The sequence below is a fragment of the Rheinheimera texasensis DSM 17496 genome, from assembly GCF_000711985.1.
Taxonomy (GTDB): Bacteria; Pseudomonadota; Gammaproteobacteria; order Enterobacterales; family Alteromonadaceae; genus Pararheinheimera; species Pararheinheimera texasensis.
In genome coordinates, this window is record NZ_JONU01000015.1 from 18,827 (window position 1) to 37,370 (window position 18,544).

The 18,544-nt window shown below is 54.1% G+C and carries 15 protein-coding genes; 11 read left to right on the plus strand and 4 right to left on the minus strand.

Annotation, left to right across the window (positions count from 1 at the left end; translation table 11 throughout):
* Window positions 1-189: 189 nt before the first annotated feature.
* From Q399_RS0109680 to Q399_RS0109725, 10 genes are all read left to right on the plus strand, one after another.
* Window positions 190-1,233 carry a rod shape-determining protein gene (locus tag Q399_RS0109680; RefSeq protein WP_031568148.1) on the plus strand — a complete coding sequence of 348 codons (1,044 nt, stop codon included), beginning with the start codon at window positions 190-192 and terminating at the stop codon, window positions 1,231-1,233.
* A gap of 25 nt (window positions 1,234-1,258) precedes the next feature.
* On the plus strand, window positions 1,259-2,143 hold the full coding sequence (mreC, locus tag Q399_RS0109685; RefSeq protein WP_031568149.1) for a rod shape-determining protein MreC: 885 nt from the start codon (window positions 1,259-1,261) through the stop codon (window positions 2,141-2,143).
* Window positions 2,143-2,625 carry a rod shape-determining protein MreD gene (gene mreD, locus Q399_RS0109690; RefSeq protein WP_031568151.1) on the plus strand — a complete coding sequence of 161 codons (483 nt, stop codon included), beginning with the start codon at window positions 2,143-2,145 and terminating at the stop codon, window positions 2,623-2,625. The genes mreC and mreD overlap by 1 nt, the downstream gene beginning before the upstream one ends.
* Before the next feature lies 1 nt (window position 2,626).
* Window positions 2,627-3,202 carry a Maf family protein gene (locus Q399_RS0109695; protein WP_031568152.1) on the plus strand — a complete coding sequence of 192 codons (576 nt, stop codon included), beginning with the start codon at window positions 2,627-2,629 and terminating at the stop codon, window positions 3,200-3,202.
* Window positions 3,199-4,665, plus strand: coding sequence for a ribonuclease G (gene rng / locus Q399_RS0109700; protein ID WP_031568153.1), 1,467 nt, complete (start codon window positions 3,199-3,201; stop codon window positions 4,663-4,665). Before Q399_RS0109695 ends, rng begins: the two co-directional genes overlap by 4 nt.
* Window positions 4,665-8,759, plus strand: a complete 4,095-nt coding sequence (locus Q399_RS0109705; RefSeq protein WP_051685879.1) for a YhdP family protein — start codon at window positions 4,665-4,667, stop codon at window positions 8,757-8,759. Before rng ends, Q399_RS0109705 begins: the two co-directional genes overlap by 1 nt.
* The gene (locus Q399_RS0109710; protein ID WP_031568155.1) at window positions 8,752-9,663 is read left to right on the plus strand and encodes a carbon-nitrogen hydrolase family protein; all 912 of its coding nucleotides are present in this window, start codon (window positions 8,752-8,754) and stop codon (window positions 9,661-9,663) included. The genes Q399_RS0109705 and Q399_RS0109710 overlap by 8 nt, the downstream gene beginning before the upstream one ends.
* Window positions 9,660-11,117 (plus strand): metalloprotease TldD, encoded by a 1,458-nt coding sequence (tldD, locus tag Q399_RS0109715; protein ID WP_211253271.1) that lies wholly within the window; start codon window positions 9,660-9,662, stop codon window positions 11,115-11,117. The genes Q399_RS0109710 and tldD overlap by 4 nt, the downstream gene beginning before the upstream one ends.
* 124 nt (window positions 11,118-11,241) lie before the next feature.
* The gene (gene pssA / locus Q399_RS0109720; RefSeq protein WP_211253272.1) at window positions 11,242-12,621 is read left to right on the plus strand and encodes a CDP-diacylglycerol--serine O-phosphatidyltransferase; all 1,380 of its coding nucleotides are present in this window, start codon (window positions 11,242-11,244) and stop codon (window positions 12,619-12,621) included.
* Between the two features lie 27 nt (window positions 12,622-12,648).
* Window positions 12,649-13,470, plus strand: a complete 822-nt coding sequence (locus tag Q399_RS0109725) for a PhzF family phenazine biosynthesis protein (protein ID WP_031568160.1) — start codon at window positions 12,649-12,651, stop codon at window positions 13,468-13,470.
* An 88-nt stretch (window positions 13,471-13,558) separates the two neighbouring features.
* Here Q399_RS0109725 and yjgA read toward each other — a convergent pair whose 3' ends face one another.
* Entirely contained in the window at window positions 13,559-14,086 is a 528-nt protein-coding gene (gene yjgA / locus Q399_RS0109730) for a ribosome biogenesis factor YjgA (RefSeq protein WP_031568161.1), read from the minus strand.
* A 150-nt stretch (window positions 14,087-14,236) separates the two neighbouring features.
* Between yjgA and pmbA the strand changes: the two genes are divergently transcribed.
* Complete coding sequence (gene pmbA / locus Q399_RS0109735; protein WP_031568163.1) at window positions 14,237-15,583, plus strand: metalloprotease PmbA; 1,347 nt, start codon at window positions 14,237-14,239, stop codon at window positions 15,581-15,583.
* A 113-nt stretch (window positions 15,584-15,696) separates the two neighbouring features.
* Here pmbA and Q399_RS0109740 read toward each other — a convergent pair whose 3' ends face one another.
* From Q399_RS0109740 to Q399_RS0109755, 3 genes are all read right to left on the minus strand, one after another.
* Entirely contained in the window at window positions 15,697-15,906 is a 210-nt protein-coding gene (locus Q399_RS0109740; RefSeq protein ID WP_051685881.1) for a YfhL family 4Fe-4S dicluster ferredoxin, read from the minus strand.
* On the minus strand, window positions 15,906-17,309 hold the full coding sequence (trhP, locus tag Q399_RS0109745; protein WP_051685882.1) for a prephenate-dependent tRNA uridine(34) hydroxylase TrhP: 1,404 nt from the start codon (window positions 17,307-17,309) through the stop codon (window positions 15,906-15,908). The genes Q399_RS0109740 and trhP overlap by 1 nt, the downstream gene beginning before the upstream one ends.
* Before the next feature lie 214 nt (window positions 17,310-17,523).
* Entirely contained in the window at window positions 17,524-18,306 is a 783-nt protein-coding gene (locus tag Q399_RS0109755) for a PEP-CTERM sorting domain-containing protein (protein ID WP_051685883.1), read from the minus strand.
* Window positions 18,307-18,544: the final 238 nt, after the last annotated feature.

Sequence of the window (18,544 nt, forward strand, 5' to 3'; positions counted from 1 at the left end):
CCTCTCACACTCAGCACAATTGCAGCTTGGTTTCAGTGGCGAAAAGTGTAAGATAAAGCTATCCAGCCGGCGCATTGTTACTTAAAATGTGCGCAAAATTTTGTCTAGTAAAGACCGGAGCCTCATCAGAGCAGGCGTCGCCGGTTTTTGCTGTTGTTGGCGCCCCATTCAGAAGGATTAACACTGTTCATGTTAAAAAAATTACGTGGTTTATTTTCCAACGATCTGTCGATTGACCTGGGCACGGCCAACACCCTGATTTATGTCAAAGACCAAGGCATAGTGTTGAATGAACCTTCAGTGGTTGCGATCCGGCAGGAACGCGCCGGCGGTCCTAAAAGCGTCGCCGCTGTAGGCCACGCCGCCAAACGCATGTTAGGCCGCACCCCGGGCAATATCAAAGCCATCCGCCCAATGAAAGACGGTGTGATCGCCGACTTCTACGTCACAGAAAAAATGCTGCAGCATTTTATCAAACAAGCCCACAGCAACAGCTTCCTGCGCCCAAGCCCACGCGTGTTAGTCTGTGTGCCTTGTGGTTCTACCCAGGTAGAACGCCGTGCCATCCGTGAATCAGCCCAGGGCGCCGGGGCCCGCGAAGTTTACCTGATTGACGAGCCAATGGCCGCAGCCATCGGCGCCGGTCTACCAGTCTCAGAAGCGACCGGTTCTATGGTGGTGGATATCGGTGGTGGTACCACAGAAGTTGCGCTGATTTCATTAAACGGCGTGGTGTATTCATCTTCCGTGCGCATCGGCGGCGACAAATTTGACGACGCCATCATCAACTACATCCGCCGCAACTACGGCATCCTGATAGGTGAAGCCACCGCTGAGCGCATCAAGATGGAAATCGGTTCGGCTTATCCAAGTGATGAAATCCTCGAAATCGAAGTGCGCGGCCGTAATCTGGCCGAAGGGGTGCCTCGCAGCTTCACTATGACCAGCAACGAAATCCTCGAAGCTCTGCAGGAACCGTTAGCCGGTATCGTTTCGGCCGTGATGGTAGCGCTGGAACAATCGCCGCCAGAGCTGGCGTCAGATATTTCTGAGCGTGGCATGGTGCTGACCGGCGGTGGTGCTTTACTGCGTGACTTAGACCGCTTGCTGATGGAAGAAACCGGCATTCCGGTGGTCGTTGCTGAAGACCCGCTGACCTGCGTCGCCCGTGGTGGTGGTAAAGCACTGGAAATGATTGATGTACATGGCGGTGACGTGTTCAGTTACGACTAACTGAACCTGTCCGGCGGCCGAGTACATGAAACCTATTTTTGATCGCGGACCCTCACTGCCGCTGCGCTTATTTTTTGCGCTGCTGGCCAGTGTGGGTCTGATCACATTAGATCACTACACCAGCAGTTCAGCCCAGCTGCGCAGTTATTTGACCGCAGCAGTCAGCCCGTTGTTTTATCTCGCGAATTTACCGCAAGACCTGATGTTCGGCGCCTCCGAACAGTTTAAGTCGCAACAAAAAATCCTCGAAGAAAACCAGACCCTAAAAGACACTTTGTTACTGCAAAACGGCCAGCTGCAACGGCTGCAGTTTTTACAGCAGGAAAACGACAAGCTGCGGGCGCTGTTAGGTGCCAGTCCGGTGACTGAAGGCAAACGGCTGATTGCCGAAGTGCTGGCGGTCTACAGCCATCCGTTCAGTCATCAGATTGTGCTGAATAAAGGCAGCAAAGACGGCGTCACTATTGGTCAGCCGTTGATTGACGATTTAGGCGTGCTGGGGCAAGTGGTCAGCGTGGGGCCAACCTCGAGCCGGGCCATTTTAATTGCCGACAACACCCATGCGATTTCTGGCCGGATTGAACGCACCGGTTTAAGCGTGGTGGCCGAAGGCATAGGTCAGGCCAACGCGCTGCGCTTGATCCATTTGCCACACAGTACCGACGTGGTTGAAGGCGACCGCTTACTGACGTCGGGCCTTGATGGTGTCTTCCCGGAAGGCTACCCAATTGGCCGTATCAGCAAAGTCTATCGTGATGCGCGGTTGCCATTCCTGCAGGTCACCGCTGAACCTTACGCCAAGTTGGACCGAATTCGTTATGTGTTGTTGGTCTGGCCGCATCAGGGCACCACAGCGGCTGATCCGGAAATCGTCAATCCGCCGGAAACCACAGAGCCGGAGCAGAAATAATGCAGTCAAACTGGCGTTTTTTATGGATCCACCTGACGTTGCTGTTGGCGTTATTGCTGGCGGTAATGCCATTACCGGCTGAAGTGAAACTATTCCGGCCGGACTGGCCTTTGCTGGTGCTGTGTTATTGGGTGCTGGCGCTGCCGCATCGCGCCAGTATCGGCACTGCTTTTGTCATGGGGTTTCTGGTTGATGTGATGGTCGGCACAGTGCTTGGCGTCAATGCGCTGGGCTATTCGGTGGTCACTTTTATCGTTGCAGCCAATTATCTGAAGATCCGGAACTTTTCCATTCTGCAGCAGGCCTTATTAATCGGCATGTTGCTGGCTTTGTACCACTTATTGCTGTTCTGGCTCAGTCATTTCCTGACCGGTGTGTATTTCCGCGCAGCTTATTTATGGCCTGTGCTGACCGGTATGTTAGTCTGGCCGTATATTTTCCTGTTTTTGCGCCGGATGCGCCGCCAACTGAAGATCCAATAATATGACCCGCATTGCGCTTGCTTCCGCTTCACCGCGTCGCCGTGAATTGTTATCTCAGCTTGAAGTGAATTTTATCGTGGTGCAGGCGCCGATTGACGAAGCAGTGTTGCCAGGCGAAGTGGCGGCAGATTATGTATTTAGGCTGGCCAAAGCCAAAGCGCTGGCCGGTTTTCTGGCGCAGCAGCAGCCCCTGCCGACGCTGGGTGCAGATACCATCGTCGTCGTTGACGGCGAGATCCTCGGGAAGCCACAGGATCAAGCGGATTTCTTACGCATGATGCGGTTATTGAGTGGCCGTTGTCATCAGGTCTATACCGCAGTGGCGCTGTGCCGCGATGTCGCTTGCGAGCCTCAGGCGGTGACAGTCGCCACTGACGTCTGGTTTGGGCCTATGACTGAAGCGCAGATGTTGGCTTATTGGCAGAGCGGTGAGCCAGCCGACAAAGCCGGTGGTTATGGCATTCAGGGCCTGGGTGGTCGTTTTATTGAAAAAATTCATGGCAGCTATTTTGCCGTAGTCGGTTTGCCATTATTTGAAACCGCCGCATTGCTGGCGGACTTGCCGGAGGCTGTATGAGCGCCGAACTGCTGATTAACGTCACGCCGAGTGAAACCCGGGTGGCGCTGATTGAAAATGGAGTGTTGCAGGAAGTCCATATCGAACGTCAGGCCCGTCACGGCCTGGTTGGCAATATTTATATCGGCAAAGTCAGCCGGGTTCTGCCGGGCATGCAAGCAGCCTTTGTCGATATTGGCCTGGATAAAGCGGCATTTTTACATGCGTCCGACATTATCCAGCGCGATGCCAACGATCTGGAAGTTAAAGTGGCGGCAGTCAAAGACATCCGCCTGCTGGTGCATGAAGGCCAGTATTTATTGGTGCAGGTGGTGAAAGATCCGCTTGGCACTAAAGGCGCACGGTTGACCACCGACATCACGCTGCCTTCGCGTTATCTGGTGTTTATGCCGGGTTCACCTCATGTTGGCGTGTCGCAACGCATTGAATCCGATGAAGAACGTCAGCGCTTAAAAGACATCGTCTCGACTTGTCTTGATGACGATAACGGCGGTTTTATTGTCCGCACTGCGGCCGACGGTGCCTGCGAAGTCGAGCTGCTGCAGGATGCGCGGTTTTTAAAAAAACTCTGGGCCAAGATCCAGAAGCGCAAACAAAAACACCGCAAAGAAGCGATGTTGTACGAAGATTTAACGCTGGCGTTTCGCATTCTGCGTGACTTTGTCGGCAGTGATTTAGAGCGTGTGCGGGTCGACTCCAAAATGACCTGGCAGGCGCTGCATGCCTTCACTGAAGAATTTATTCCGCAGATGACCGAGAAGCTGGAATATTACCCCGGTGAGCGGCCGGTGTTTGACCTGTTTGATGTCGAAAACGAAATTCAGCGCGCGCTTGACCGTAAAGTCCCGCTGAAAAGTGGCGGTTATCTCATCATCGACCAGACCGAAGCGATGACGACTATTGACGTCAATACCGGCGCTTTTGTCGGCCACCGCAACCTCGAAGAAACCATTTTTAATACCAATATCGAAGCGACGCAGGCGATTGCCCGTCAGCTCCGATTACGTAACCTTGGCGGTATTATCATTATTGATTTCATCGATATGCAAAGCGAAGAGCATCAGCGCCGCGTGTTGCATAGCCTCGAAATCGCTTTATCGCGCGATAAAACCAAAACCAATATTCATGGCTTTTCCGCGCTTGGCCTGGTCGAAATGACGCGCAAACGCACCCGTGAAAGTCTGGAGCATGTGCTTTGTACTGAATGTCCGGTCTGTGCCGGCCGCGGTTCGCTGAAAACCGTTGAGACGGTCTGCTTTGAAATTATGCGCGAGATTGTCCGGGTGAACCGCGCTTACGCCGCCGACAAGTTTGTTGTGTATGCATCACCAGCGGTTAAGGATGCTTTAATCAACGACGAATACCATAACCTGGCTGAGCTGGAAGTCTTTATCAGCAAGCAGATTAGTGTCGTGATTGAACCACAATATACCCAGGAACAATTTGACGTGGTGATGATGTAGTGGCGCGGCTTCAGCGTGCCGGTTGGTTTTGTCTGCACAAACTCTGGCTGCTGTTTGCGGTCGGTGTGGTGCTGCTTGCCACGCTGGTGACGCTGCTGCGGGTGGGTTTGCCATATGCCACCGGCTACAAAACTGATATCGAACATTTTATCGCCAGCCAATATGGTGCGCCGGTCAAGATTGGCCAGCTCAGCGCCGCCTGGCAAAGCACAGGCCCGGCCTTGTTACTGCAAGAAGTTGCAGTACAATCGCCGGCTGGTGACACCTTATTGCAAGTCGCCGAACTGCGGGTGCGCCTCGATTTTTGGGCCAGCCTGACCAGTCTGCAACTCAAAGCCGATGATTTTGAATTATCCGGCCTGCATCTGACCATCGACAGTCAGCGCCTGCTGCAACAAAACGCTGATACTCCGGCGACCGACGCGGAACCGCTGTTCAGCGCGGTGGAGCAACTGCTGTTTCAGCAGCTGAAAAACTTCACGCTGGTCGACAGCAAACTGACGCTGCGTTCGCAATATACCCCACCGATTGAGATGCAAATCCGCCGGCTGGCCTGGCTCAACGCCGGCGAGCGCCATCAGGGCTCCGGTGAAGTCGAAATCGCCGGCGTGACCGGTAATGCGCTGGCATTTGTGCTGGACCTGACCGGCGACAGCCTCGGCAAAAGTCGTGGCCAGCTGTATTTGTCGAGCAATGACCTGAACGTGTTGCCCTGGTTCGAAACCCTGCTGCCAGAAAGCCGGAAGTTGGCGCGCGCCGATATTAATTTCCAGGCCTGGGGCGATATTGCCGGTGGCACTTTGCAGCAAATTCAAATCGCGCTGGCGGAAAACCGGCTGATGTGGCGTCAGGACGACCAGACGCAGCAGCTGAGCCTGGGCAAAGGCCAGTTATTGTGGCAACCGACCCAAGACGGCTGGCAGTTATTATCCAGCCAGCTGACGCTGACGTCGGGTATACAAAGCTGGCACGACTTCCAGCTGCAGCTGGTCAGTCAGCAGGGCGTTTATTCCGGTTCGCTACAACAATTGCAGCTGCAGGCGGCGGTGCCGCTGGCGCAGTTATTTGCAGAGGACTCGGCTGCGCTGCGGAAAATCCTGTCGTTTCAGACCGATGCGCGCATTACCCAGCTTGGCATGCAGCTGAACGGCGACCGATGGTTTGTCAGTGGCGATTTTATCGATTTTAACTCGGTGCCGGTCGACGATGTGCCTGGCCTGACCGGGCTCACCGGCCATTTCAGCGCCAGCCCCAATTATATTCTGTTGGATTTACAAGGCGTAGATGGTGCACTGAGTTGGGGCGAAGCCTTTAGCCGCGCCACGCCATACCAGAGCCTGCAGACGCGGATTGAAGTGCTGCAGCAACAGGGGCAGTGGCGCGTGCAAATTCCACGGCTGGCATTACGCCATCCGGATATTGAAGCCGACGCCCAGCTGGTGCTGGAGTTAGGTGAAAAGCCCGGCATGACGTTATTGGGTGAACTTCGCAAAGTACCAGTGGCCGATGCGCGGCATTATTTCCCAACCCGGCACATGCCGGAATCGGTGATCAACTACCTGACCCCGGCGCTGATCAGCGGCCAGGTGCCGGTAGCTCGGGTGCTCTGGCATGGCGCTTTTAAAGATTTTCCTTATGACAAACACAACGGTATTTTTCAGGCGCAGGCTTTTATCGCCGACACCGAGTTTTCTTTTGACCCGCACTGGCCGGTGATTAAAGGCATGCAGGCGGAGTTGCTGTTCGAAAATGCCGGCATGCTGATTCAAAGCCAAGCCGGCCAGCTGTTTGATGTGGCGCTGGAAAATGGTGTCACCGCGCGTATTCCGAACCTGTTTAAGGCCGAAACTTTATTGATCGACATCGAACGCCAGACCCAGGCCGAAGGTGTCACTGGGCTGATGCTGGCGTCACCGCTCAGCGATTCGGTCGGTGCGACGCTGGATTATTTGGGCGTCAGCGGGTTGGTTAACGCCAAAGTGCAGTTGCAGATTGGTTTGAAAAAAACCGGTGTGCGGGCGCTGGGTGATGTCGAGTTTTTTGCTAATCAGCTGAATATCCGGGCACCTGCTGTCGCGGTAGAGCAGCTGCAGGGCCATCTGCAGTTTGATAACGACAAAATCGACAGCGAGCAGCTGATGTTTGTCAGCCACGGCGTACCGCTGAATGCCACTTTGCACGGTGCACAGCAGGACGGGCAATATCAGGTGCAGCTCAAAGCCCATGGTGAACAGCAAATCGACCAGCTGCTGGCGCTGGTATCGGAAGAATGGCAAGGGCTTGGCAAAGGTCTGGCCAATTTCAGCTGGGATTTAAATATTCAGTTGCCGCAAAGTGGTTTCAGTTATCAGTCCACCGCCTTGATGGACTTGGCTGCCGCTGAGCTGCAACTGCCGGCACCTTTTGGTAAAACGCCGGCTGACGGTGCCACAGTGCTGTTGCAAAGTTCCGGCAACGAAAATACGTCCAGCATTGAAATGCGCTACGGCGACCAGGCGCAGCTGCAGGCTCGGCTTGACCAGCACAGCGGCAAGATTACCGGCGCTTTGCTCAGTCTCGGCCTGCCGAGCAGCGAGCTGCGGGACGGTTTTTTTATCGACGTGAATTTAGAACAGGCGGACCTTGCTCCCTGGATTAATTTATTGCAGCACCAGCTGGCGGCGATTGAACCCGGTGAAGATCCGATGTTCCCGCCATTGTCCGCCGTTAATGGCCGGATTAAACAGCTGACCTTGTTTGACGATGTGTCGCTAAATCAGCTGAGTTTTCAACTGAAGCCTGAAGCTGACAGTTATCAGCTGAACTTGAATGCCAATGAAGCCGAAGGCGACATTTGGTTTGCCAAAGCGCTGAAAGAAACCGGCATCAAGGCCGATTTGGCGCGTTTACAGCTGATTTTTGCCAATCAACAAGCTGCCAAACTGGCGGCTGCAGAATTAAAAGCCCAGCAGTTGCTGGAAGCCGAAGTAGCACAAAAGCCAGATTATGCCGCGCTGGAAGCTGAAACTTTTGCCAGACTGACCCCCATGCCCTGGCTGGCGGATTTACCACCTGTGCAGCTCTATTGCCGCGCTTGTCAGGTTGGCGATTATGATTTGGGTGAAGTGAATGCCAAAAGCCACAGCGACGGTGTCAGCTGGACTCTCACAGAGTTCAGCTCTAAACGTGACGGTCACCGCTGGACTTTAACCGGCAGCTGGCAAAAAGACGATGGCCTCGGCGAAACCCGCTTATCCGGCACTTTGCAAAGCCCGGCGCTCGGCCAGCTGCTGCAGGAATATGACTTGAGCCGCAGTATGAGCGGCAGCAAAGCCAAAGTAACGCTGGACCAGCTGAGCTGGCAGGGCGCACCTTTCCAATTTAACCGCCAGACTTTAGCGGGCGGTATCGCCTGGGATTTAGGTGAAGGCTCATTGGTGGAAGTCAGCGACGGCGGCACCCGGATTTTCTCCTTATTCAGCCTGGATTCGCTGGTGCGTAAACTCCGGCTGGATTTTCGGGATGTATTCGCCAAAGGCTTTTTCTATAACAAGATGAATGGCTCGATGCAGATCGACGCCGGCGTCGCCAGCACCACAGATACCAAAGTGGATGGTGTGGCCGGGGACATCGAAATGTCCGGCAGCGCGGATTTAAAAGCGCGGCAGATTGATTATCTGATGGCGTTCAGCCCGAAAGTGACGTCCAGTCTGCCGGTGATCCTGGCCTGGATGGTCAATCCGGTGTCCGGTGTTGCCGCTTATGCGCTGGATGAAATGTTCCAGTCGGCGGAAGTGATTTCCAAGATTAACTTCAGTGTCAGTGGTGATTTGGATAACCCGACTGTCACTGAACTGGAACGCAACAGCAAACAAGTCACTATCCCGGCGGATGCGTTGCCGAAACCAGTGAAACCGCCGTTGGCGACGGCGCCAGCCGTTGCGGCAGAGGCCGCTGTTGGTGAGGAGTCGGTGCAGTTAAGCCCGCTGCTACCGCCCGATGCGCCAGCCGAAGCCGCCTTGCCAGCAGAACGGGTGATGCCGGAAGCCACACCAGAAATGGGTTCAACCGAAGATCCGCCGGTGATAGATGCGGCAGGGGGGCAAAATGACTGAGACGACCAGCATTTGGCAACTGACGGCGCTGCAACTCTGCAGCAGCCCGGATCCGGCAGAAAATTTGCGTCAGATCGCGGATTTACTGCAACAGCTACCGCCGGCCAGACCGCAATTAGTGGCACTACCGGAAGGGGCTTTGTGTTTTGCCGGTGCAGATGGCGCCAACCTTGCCATCGCTGAGCCTTTGAGTGGGCCCGGTGTACCGCTGAGCGCTGATCAGCCGATACAGCAACAACTCAGTGCCTTGGCGCGCCTGCATTACATTTATCTGCTGGTTGGTACTTTACCGACGCTCTCTGCACGCGCGCAAACGCTGCCGTCCCAAAGCGACGAGCCAGCCCGTTTCAGTGCCAGCAGCCTGTTGTTTGGCCCGGACGGCACTTTACTCAGCGATTATCAGAAAATTCATTTATTTGACGCTGATGTCAGCGACAATACCGCCAGTTATCGCGAATCGGCCACGACCAAACCTGGTGACAAAGTCACTGTGGCGGATTTAGGCGCAGTGAAAGCGGGCCTGGCTATTTGTTATGATGTGCGTTTTCCGGGTCTGTTTGCCCAGCTACGCCAGCACGGCATGAACCTGCTGTGCCTGCCGTCAGCTTTTACCACAGTGACGGGCGCCGCGCACTGGCATACACTGCTGCGGGCGCGTGCCATTGAAACCCAGAGTTTTGTGCTGGCACCGGCACAAACCGGCACGCATGCCAATGGCCGCCAGACTTATGGCCACAGCCTGATTATTGACCCCTGGGGTCAGGTGCTGGCAGATGCCGGCACTGAACCCGGACTGATTTCAGTGCGTATCGACTTGCAGGAAGTGGCCAAAGTACGCCACAAGATGCCGCTGGCGCTGCATAATCAATTTATCTGTACCCAAATGACTAGTGAGAAGCTATGACCAATATCGCGATGCTCAATGCCGTGGAACAAAATCTGATCGCAGCCAGCGATTTGACCGATCAGGACGTGGCGCAAAGCCTTGGTTTCCTGTTCGCGCACCAGCTGGACTACGCCGATTTGTATTTTCAGTCCAGTGTGCATGAATCTTGGGTACTGGAAGATGGTCTGGTCAAAGACGGCTCTTTTAATATCGAACGTGGCGTTGGTGTGCGCGCTGTGACTGGTGAAAAAGCTGGTTTTGCCTACGCCGACACCATTTCCAAACAAGCGCTGCAAACTGCAGCCACAGCCGCGCGCGGCATTGCCGCACATGGCCAGCAAGGTCAGGTTAAGGCGTTCAGCAAATCGGCCAACAGTGCGATTTATCTGCCATGTGAGCCACTGCAAAGTTTGAGCAACACCGACAAAGTCGCGCTGCTGCATCAGATTGAAGCTTTTATCCGCACACTGGATAGCCGCGCCGAGCAGGTGATGGTGAGCCTCTCCGGTGTTTATGAAGAGATGTTGGTCGCAGCCAGTGACGGCACTTATGCCGCCGACATCCGCCCGCTGGTGCGGCTGAACTGTTCGGTGCTGCTGCAGCACAATGGCCGGCGTGAACGCGGCGGTGCCGGTGGCGGCGCCCGCACCAGCTACGCCTATTTCAGTGAAGATTTAGACGGCGAACCACGCTGGATGAGTTATGCCCGCGAAGCGGTGCGTCAGGCGCAAGTGAATCTGACCGCCATCGACGCGCCGGCAGGCATGATGCCGGTGGTGCTGGGTGCAGGCTGGCCTGGTGTCCTGTTGCATGAAGCAGTTGGTCATGGTTTAGAAGGTGATTTTAACCGCAAAGGCGCTTCGACTTTCTCCGGCCGCATTGGCGAGCAAGTGGCGTCGAAACACTGCACTATCGTCGACGACGGCACTTTATCCGGCCGCCGTGGTTCTTTGAATATCGATGACGAGGGCACACCAGGCCAATATAACGTGCTGATTGAAAAAGGTATTCTAAAGGGTTATATCCAGGACAAACACAACGCGATGCTGATGAACGTGCCGGCCACCGGTAACGGCCGCCGTGAATCTTTTGCCCATCTGCCAATGCCACGGATGACCAACACTTATATGCTGGCCGGTGAATATGCGCCGGAAGAAATCATCGCCTCGGTGAAAAAAGGCATTTATGCGCCGAATTTTGGCGGCGGCCAGGTTGACATCACCTCAGGCAAGTTTGTGTTCTCCGCCAGTGAAGCCTATCTAATTGAAGACGGCAAAATCACTGCGCCAATCAAAGGTGCGACGCTGATTGGCAACGGCCCGGAAGCCATGCAAAAAGTGTCGATGGTCGGCCATGACCTGAAGCTGGACGCCGGCGTTGGCGTCTGCGGCAAACAGGGCCAGAGCGTGCCTGTTGGCGTCGGCCAGCCAACATTGAAGCTGGACAGCATGACCGTTGGCGGCACCGCCTGATTGGCCGGCCGTAGCTTAGACGCTTCGGTCACAGAGCGGGCGCAGCTTTGCCAGCGTGCCCGCTTTCCCGCATAATACGGCAGCTCTTTGATCAGATGATCTGCAGCCGGTCACAGAAACCGGCATGACCCGATACATACTCGCAGGGATCCACGGACCTATGTTAGAACAGATGTTGAACAAACGCCGCTTAGCCGCATTGCCGGCCACGGGGTTTGAAGCAGCCGCAGTAGAAGTTTTATGCCACGCTACTGAATACAAAGACAAAGTGCTGGCGCTTATCGCCTCAGCACGCCGCCGTATTGTACTGACCGCGTTATATCTGCAGGCTGACGAGGCCGGCGAAGCCGTGTTACATGCCTTGTATCAGGCCAAACAACAGAATCCGCAGCTGGATGTCCGCGTTTATGTCGATTTTCACCGCGCCCGCCGTGGCCTGATTGGCCAGAGCGGCATGAAAACCAACGCCGATTTTTATCGGGAGATTGCTGCGCAGTATCCGGTGCAAATTCAGATTCTCGGCGTGCCGGTTAAACGGCGTGAACTCTTTGGCGTGTTGCATTTAAAAGGTTTTGTGTTTGACGACACGCTGCTGTATTCCGGTGCTTCACTGAATAACGTTTATATGGGCGTGCCGGTGCGTTATCGCGCTGACCGCTATCTGCTGATTCACAATCAACCACTGGCCGATGCTTTTGTCGCCGGTCATCAGCAAATTCTCGACCAGGAACAAGTGGTGCAAAGCCTGTTGTCTGACGACCCTCAACTGGCGCAACATTACAAACCGCATCACCGCAGCTGGTTAAAACATGCCCGCGCCAATCGGTATCCGCAAAGCGGTAAATCTTCGGCCCCGCTGCGCGCCAGTTTATTAATGGGCATGGGCCGGCTGAAAAACCAGCTGAATCAGGCGTTGCTGGCCATACTGGCGCTGGCGGAAAAAGAAGTACTGATTTATACGCCTTATTTTAATCCGCCGCCGGTGCTGGCGCGGGCGCTGCGTAAATGCCTCAAACGCGGCGTCAAAGTCACTATTGTGGTCGGTGACAAAACCGCCAACGATTTTTATATTCCACCGACGCAGAAATTCAGCCGCATTGGTGGTCTGCCTTATCTGTACGAAACCATTCTGCGTAAATTTGTGAAACGTAATCAAAGCTTTATCGACCATGGCCTGCTCGATATCCGGCTGTGGAAACACGAAGACAACAGCTATCACTTAAAAGGTGTCAGCGTGGATGGCCGCCGTCATTTATTTACCGGCCACAATCTGAATCCACGCGCTTTTGCGCTCGATTATGAAAACGGCATTCTGGTCGAAGACGAGCTGGGGCAATTGCAGCCGAAACTGTTGCACGAGCAGCAGCAAATTTTCCTCAATACCCAGCGGATCAGCCACTTCAGTCAGATTGAAATGATGCGAGATTACCCGGAACCGGTGCAAAAGCTGCTGGCGAAAATCAAAGGGGTCGGCGTGGATATGGTGCTTAAACGGCTGATTTAAGCGCTTCAGCTAAGGAATAATCTGACGATGCAACTGGAACTCTATCAGGTTGATGCTTTCACCAATCAGCTGTTTGCCGGCAATGCTGCCGCCGTGGTGCCGTTACCGGATGATATGGCTGGCTGGCCTTCGGAGCAGCTGATGCTGCAAATCGCGGCCGAAAACAACTTGTCGGAAACTGCTTTCCTGAAAAAGCTCGCACCAGCGCATTATCAAATCCGCTGGTTTTCACCACTGTGCGAAATCGACTTTTGCGGCCACGCCACGCTGGCGGCGGCTTTTGTGTTGTTTGCCCGCGATGCGGTGGCTGAACTCAGATTCAGCACGATGAAAGTCGGCGATTTAACTGTTCAGCAGGGGCAGGACGGCTGGCTGGAGATGAATTTCCCCAAGCGGCCAGCCACGGCGCAAGCCGAAATTCCACCCGCGTTATTGCAGGCGCTGAACTATCAGCCAGTTGAAGTGCTGCGCAGTGAGCAGGCCTGGTTTTTGATTTACGACGATGCCATCAAAGTACAGCAGCTGACGCCAGACATGGCGCTGCTGAAAACGTTGTGGCCTTTTGATGTGGTGGCGACTGCACCTGGTCGGGGTTTTGCCGACGGCCAATATGATTTTGTCAGCCGCTATTTCTGGCCCGCCAACGGCGGTGAAGAAGATCCGGTGACCGGTTCTATTCATGCCGGACTTACGCCATATTGGGCAGAGCAGTTCGATAAAACCAGTTTGCTGGCCTATCAGGCATCGAGCCGGGGCGGCGTGCTGCGCTGTGCGCTGCAGGGCGAACGGGTGCAGGTCAGCGGTCAGGCGCGGTTGTATCTGCAAGGCCGCATTACAGTGCCCGAGTGAGCCGGATGCTTGCTTGTTAAAATAAACAGGCCGCATTTGCGGCCTGTTTGTTTTGATTCAGCGGTGTTGATAGCGCAGTACTGCGAACTTACTCGCCGAGGATCGCCGGTTTAATCAGTTGAAACAGCTCACGGTAAGATTTGGCCGGCTGATTCTTTTCCTGCTCTTTTTTCGCGTTGCGGATTAAAGTCCGCAGCTGCTGAATTTCCACTTGTGGATACTCCGCGATAAATTCAGTTACTGCATCGCTGTTGGCGATGAGCTTGTCACGCCAGTCTTCAATTAAGTGGAATTTGCGGGTGGCCGCCTGATTGGTATTGCGCACTACGGCTAAAGCGCGTTCAATCGGTTCTAAATCAGTACCGCGCATGATTTTGCCGATAAACTGCATGTGGCGGCGGTAGGCTTCGTGTTTTTTCACCAGCTTGTCAGCCAGTTTTAACGCCTCGACCAGGTCGTTATCCATTGGGATCTTCGCGCGGGCTGCCGGGCTTAATGCCACCAGTTCCTCACCAAGTGCCTGCAGCGCATGCATTTCTTTTTTGACCTGCGTTTTGCTTTTGCCTTCCTCGCGGTCCCAGTCGTCGCCGTGGGTAAAATCAGTAATATCTGCCATAACTTCAGTTTTGTTGCCGGAAATCCGCACAGTATATCAAAGATGGCGGTGAAAAGCCGCGTATGCACGACAACAGCCGCAGACTTCTGTGCTTTTGTAACGGCTGTGGTAAGCTTGCCAGTCTGCAACCCTGAGGATTTTCAGCCCGTTATGAGTCAAGCAATGCCGACTATTCAGCAAGAAATCGATGAAGTAAAAGCCGCCGTCAGCCAGGTGCTGGCGCACGCGCGTCAGTTAGGGGCCAGCAGTGCCGAAGCGTCGATGAACCGCACGCGCGGCTTGAGCGTCGAAACCCGTCACGGTGAAGTGGAAACCATGGAGTTTAATCAGGACGGCGGCCTTGGTATCAGCGTCTATGTCGGTCAGCGCAAAGGCTCTGCCTCGACGGCAGATTTAAGCCCGGCCGCGCTGAAACGCACTGTTGAAGCCGCTATTGATATCGCCCGTTATACCTCAGAAGACCCATGCGCAGGCTTGGCAGAGGCGAGCTGGCTGGAATTCAGCCCGCCGGATTTGGATTTATTTCATCCGGCAGAAGTCAGTACCGAGCAAGCCACCGCCTGGTGTGCCGCCGCTGAAGAAGCGGCTTTTGCCGTAGATAAACGCATCACCAACTCAGACGGCGCCTCGTTTTCTTCGCATCAGGGCTTAAAAGTCTATGGCAACAGCCATGGCCAACTGGTGGGTTATCCAAGTAGCCGCCATAGCATGAGCTGCTCAGTGATTGGCGAAGACGGCGACGACATGCAGCGCGACTATAGCTACACAGTCGGCCGGCGTTTACAGGATTTAAAAGACGCAGCGGCTATTGGTCGCGAAGCTGCAGCAGAAACAGTGCAGCGCCTCAATAGCCGCACATTACCGACGCAAAAAGTGCCGGTGATTTTCCGCGCCGATGTTGCCAGCAGTCTGTTTGGTCATCTTGTATCGGCGATCAGTGGCGGCAGTATTTACCGCAAATCGAGTTTTTTACTGGATAAACTCGGCCAGCAGGTGATGGCGTCCAAGCTGAATATTCTGGAGCGGCCACATGTACTGCAGGGGCTGGCTTCCAGTCCTTTTGACAGTGAAGGCGTCAAAACTACTGATCGCCAAATCATCACCGACGGAGTGTTACACAGCTGGATCACGTCGAGTTATTCCGCGCGTAAACTCGGTATGGCAAGCACCGGCCACGCTGGCGGTATTCATAACTGGTATGTACAACATGGCGACGCCGATTTAGCCCAGCTGCTGCGGGATATGGGCACTGGCTTGTTAGTGACTGAGCTGATGGGGCAAGGCGTCAATGGCGTTACCGGCGATTATTCGCGTGGCGCTGCAGGTTTTTGGGTCGAAAACGGCCAAATCCAGTTCCCGGTCAGTGAAGTCACTATCGCCGGCAATCTGACACAGATGTTTATGGATATCGCTGCCATCGGTAACGATGTCGACCGCCGCGGTGGTGTGCTGACGGGCTCAGTACTGCTGAATCAAATGCAAATCGCCGGGCATTAAGCCTGTCTGGAACTCCGACAAAGCCTGAGTCAAACTCAGGCTTTGTCGTTTATGACCGGGGATGGTCGGTACACCGCAAATGCAGGAGCAATTTTTGGCGATTTTCAGCGCTCTCACTCTGTTACTTTCACCACCACATCAATAGGGCAGACCTGGACACAGGTTGGCTCCGGATAAAACCCTTCACATTCAGTGCAAAGATTGGGGTCTATCTGGTAAATCTTTTTGCCGCTGGCGATGACCTGCAACGAAATCGCGCTGTTCGGGCACTCAGGCCCGCACATGTCGCAATTGATGCAGCTGTCGAGAATTTTTAGCGCCATCAGGCACAACCCTGGCTGCGGTTGTCGGCCTGTGGTAACTCACGAATCAGCAGCACAAAGTCTGGTGCCATGCCTTGCGGCAGGTCGATTTGGACCCGATGGCCGGCGCCGGGCGCCCGTAAGATCAGTTCGCCTTTGGCATTCCACAGCTGCTGCAAGCAAATCTGCTGATTACCGGTTGGTGACATCAGCACCAGCGTATCACCGACATTAAACTGGTTTTTTACTTCAACCCAGGCGCGGCCGGTTTCTGCATCGAGACCTGTGACCTCACCAACGAACTGCTGCTGGTCACTGCTTGAAGCGCTTTTTTCATAGTTTTGCAGTTCATGAATAGGGATGTGCCGGCGCAGAAAACCTTCGGTGTAACCGCGCGACGCCAGCCCATCCAGTTCGGTCAGTAGCTGCGGATTAAAAGGCCGGCCAGCGACGGCGTCTTCTATAGCACGGCGATAAATCTGCGCGGTGCGGGCGGCATAATAAAACGACTTGGTGCGGCCTTCGATTTTCAGGCTGTGCACTTGGGCCCGTGTCAGACGGTCGACGTGCTGAATGGCGCGTAAATCTTTGGAATTCATAATATATGTGCCGTGCTCGTCTTCAAAGGCCGGCATTTGTTCGTCCGGTTTTTGCGGGTCAGTCAGCAGGATAATATCGTCGACTGGCTGATGCTGGTGAAGTGACAACGCCGGTTCGGCAGCGGTAGTAGGTGTTGCGGGCACAAACTGACCTACTTCGTTTTCAGTGGCGGTGGTGACCTCATAAGGCCAGCGGCAGGCGTTGGTACAGGTGCCCTGGTTTGGGTCGCGTTTGTCCATGTAACCCGACAACAAACAACGGCCGGAATAGGCCATGCACAGTGCGCCATGCACAAAGACTTCCAGCTCCATCTGCGGCACTTTTTGGCGGATTTGTTCGATTTCATCCAGCGCCAGTTCACGCGACAAAATCACCCGCGAAATACCGTTTTGCGCCCAAAACTGCACAGCGGCCCAGTTCACCGTATTGGCCTGCACCGACAAATGCAGCTCCATCTGTGGAAAATGCTGGCGGATGAGGTGAATGACACCGGGGTCGCTGACAATCAGTGCATCAGGCCCCAGCGCGACGACTTCAGCGATGTCTTCAATCAAGGTGTCGAGTTTGGCGTTATGTGGTGCGCTGTTCAGTACGCAATATAACTTCTTTCCAAGCGCATGGGCTTCCTGAATACCAAGCGCCAGCGTAGGTAAATCAAACTCATTGTTACGCACACGCAGGCTGTACCGCGGCATGCCGGCATACACTGCATCAGCGCCGTAGGCAAAGGCGTAACGCATCGCTTTGAGCGTGCCGGCCGGCGAGAGTAGTTCAGGGCGGAAATGATTGGCTGCAGGGTGAGTCTGATTTTGGGTGGAAGTCATAATGCCGCTCCTGAAAAAAATGGCGCGGATTATGGCAGGGATCGCTTTGGGTTGTGTTGATCTGGCGCAAGCTTTAGGGCGTCACCTCAGCCTGATTTTTTAGCAAAATACCACGGTACCGGTGTCAGACCGGAAATGTGGTGAGCCACAAAAGCAAAATCCCCTGTTGCAGCAGGGGACTTTGATAGTGCCAATGGCTTATTGCGACTGAGGTTTATTTGCGCCGGCGCAGTGTCAGGCCGACCAGAGCCAGCCCCACTAAAGCCAATGAACCTGGTGCCGGCACTGTCTCATTCACGCCAGCGACCTGAATGACCAGATTGTCCATTTCAAAGGCGTAATTGCTGCTGCTGAATACCAGTTTGTCGAATTGCTCGTCTTCGCCAAACCATAAGTTCACATAACGGTTGGTATTTGGGTCGTTGCGGTCGCCTGAAGTGCCGCCAAATTGCAGAATATCAGCACCATTGAGTTTGGTTTTATTCAGCACACTGCCATTGATACTGGCGATGTTGATCGCCTGACCTTGTGCGTAAAATGTAATGTCGTTGTAGCCATCGATAGAACCCCAGTACAGGCCGAGGTAGTTAATCTTTTTGCCAGGTAAATTGGTGGCTAAAAAGTCTGTCCAGTCGATAGTTGCAGTGTTGCCGGCCTGACCACCATTGTTCAGATTCAGCGGGCCTGAAGCATAACAAGTGGAATCGTTTGCTGGCGCAGCTGCTTTGCCTGAACCACTGCCAGTGGTTAACCAGAAGTTTCCGCTGACATCAATGCCTTGAGCTGCTGAATTCACCTGACAACCGCCATTTGGACCGTCAAAGGTTTCGTTAAAAATCCCTAGCGCAGGGTTGATGCTATTGGTTGGAGTTAAAGCACTGGTCAGGTAAGAACCATCTTCCGGGTCGACACCGCCGAAAGTGATAACGACGGCGTTTGCTGACAAGCTGAGAGTTGCAGCTGCGGTCACTAATACGGATTTGATGAATGGATTCATGGGTTGTCTTCCTCAATACTTTAGCAGTGTCTTGATTAGAGCAAGTTGAATGCCAAAGATTAAAAAAATTAAATCATCAATAAAAACATAGATGTAGCGCTGTTGATTTTAGTGGTGTCGAAGAAGTAGGCAGTGACTGTAAATTTTTTTGACATCACAATAGCGCGATTTTTAATCGCTGGAGTCTTGCCGGAGCAATTAGAAGATTTTTACCGCGTGTAGAATTTAACGATATATA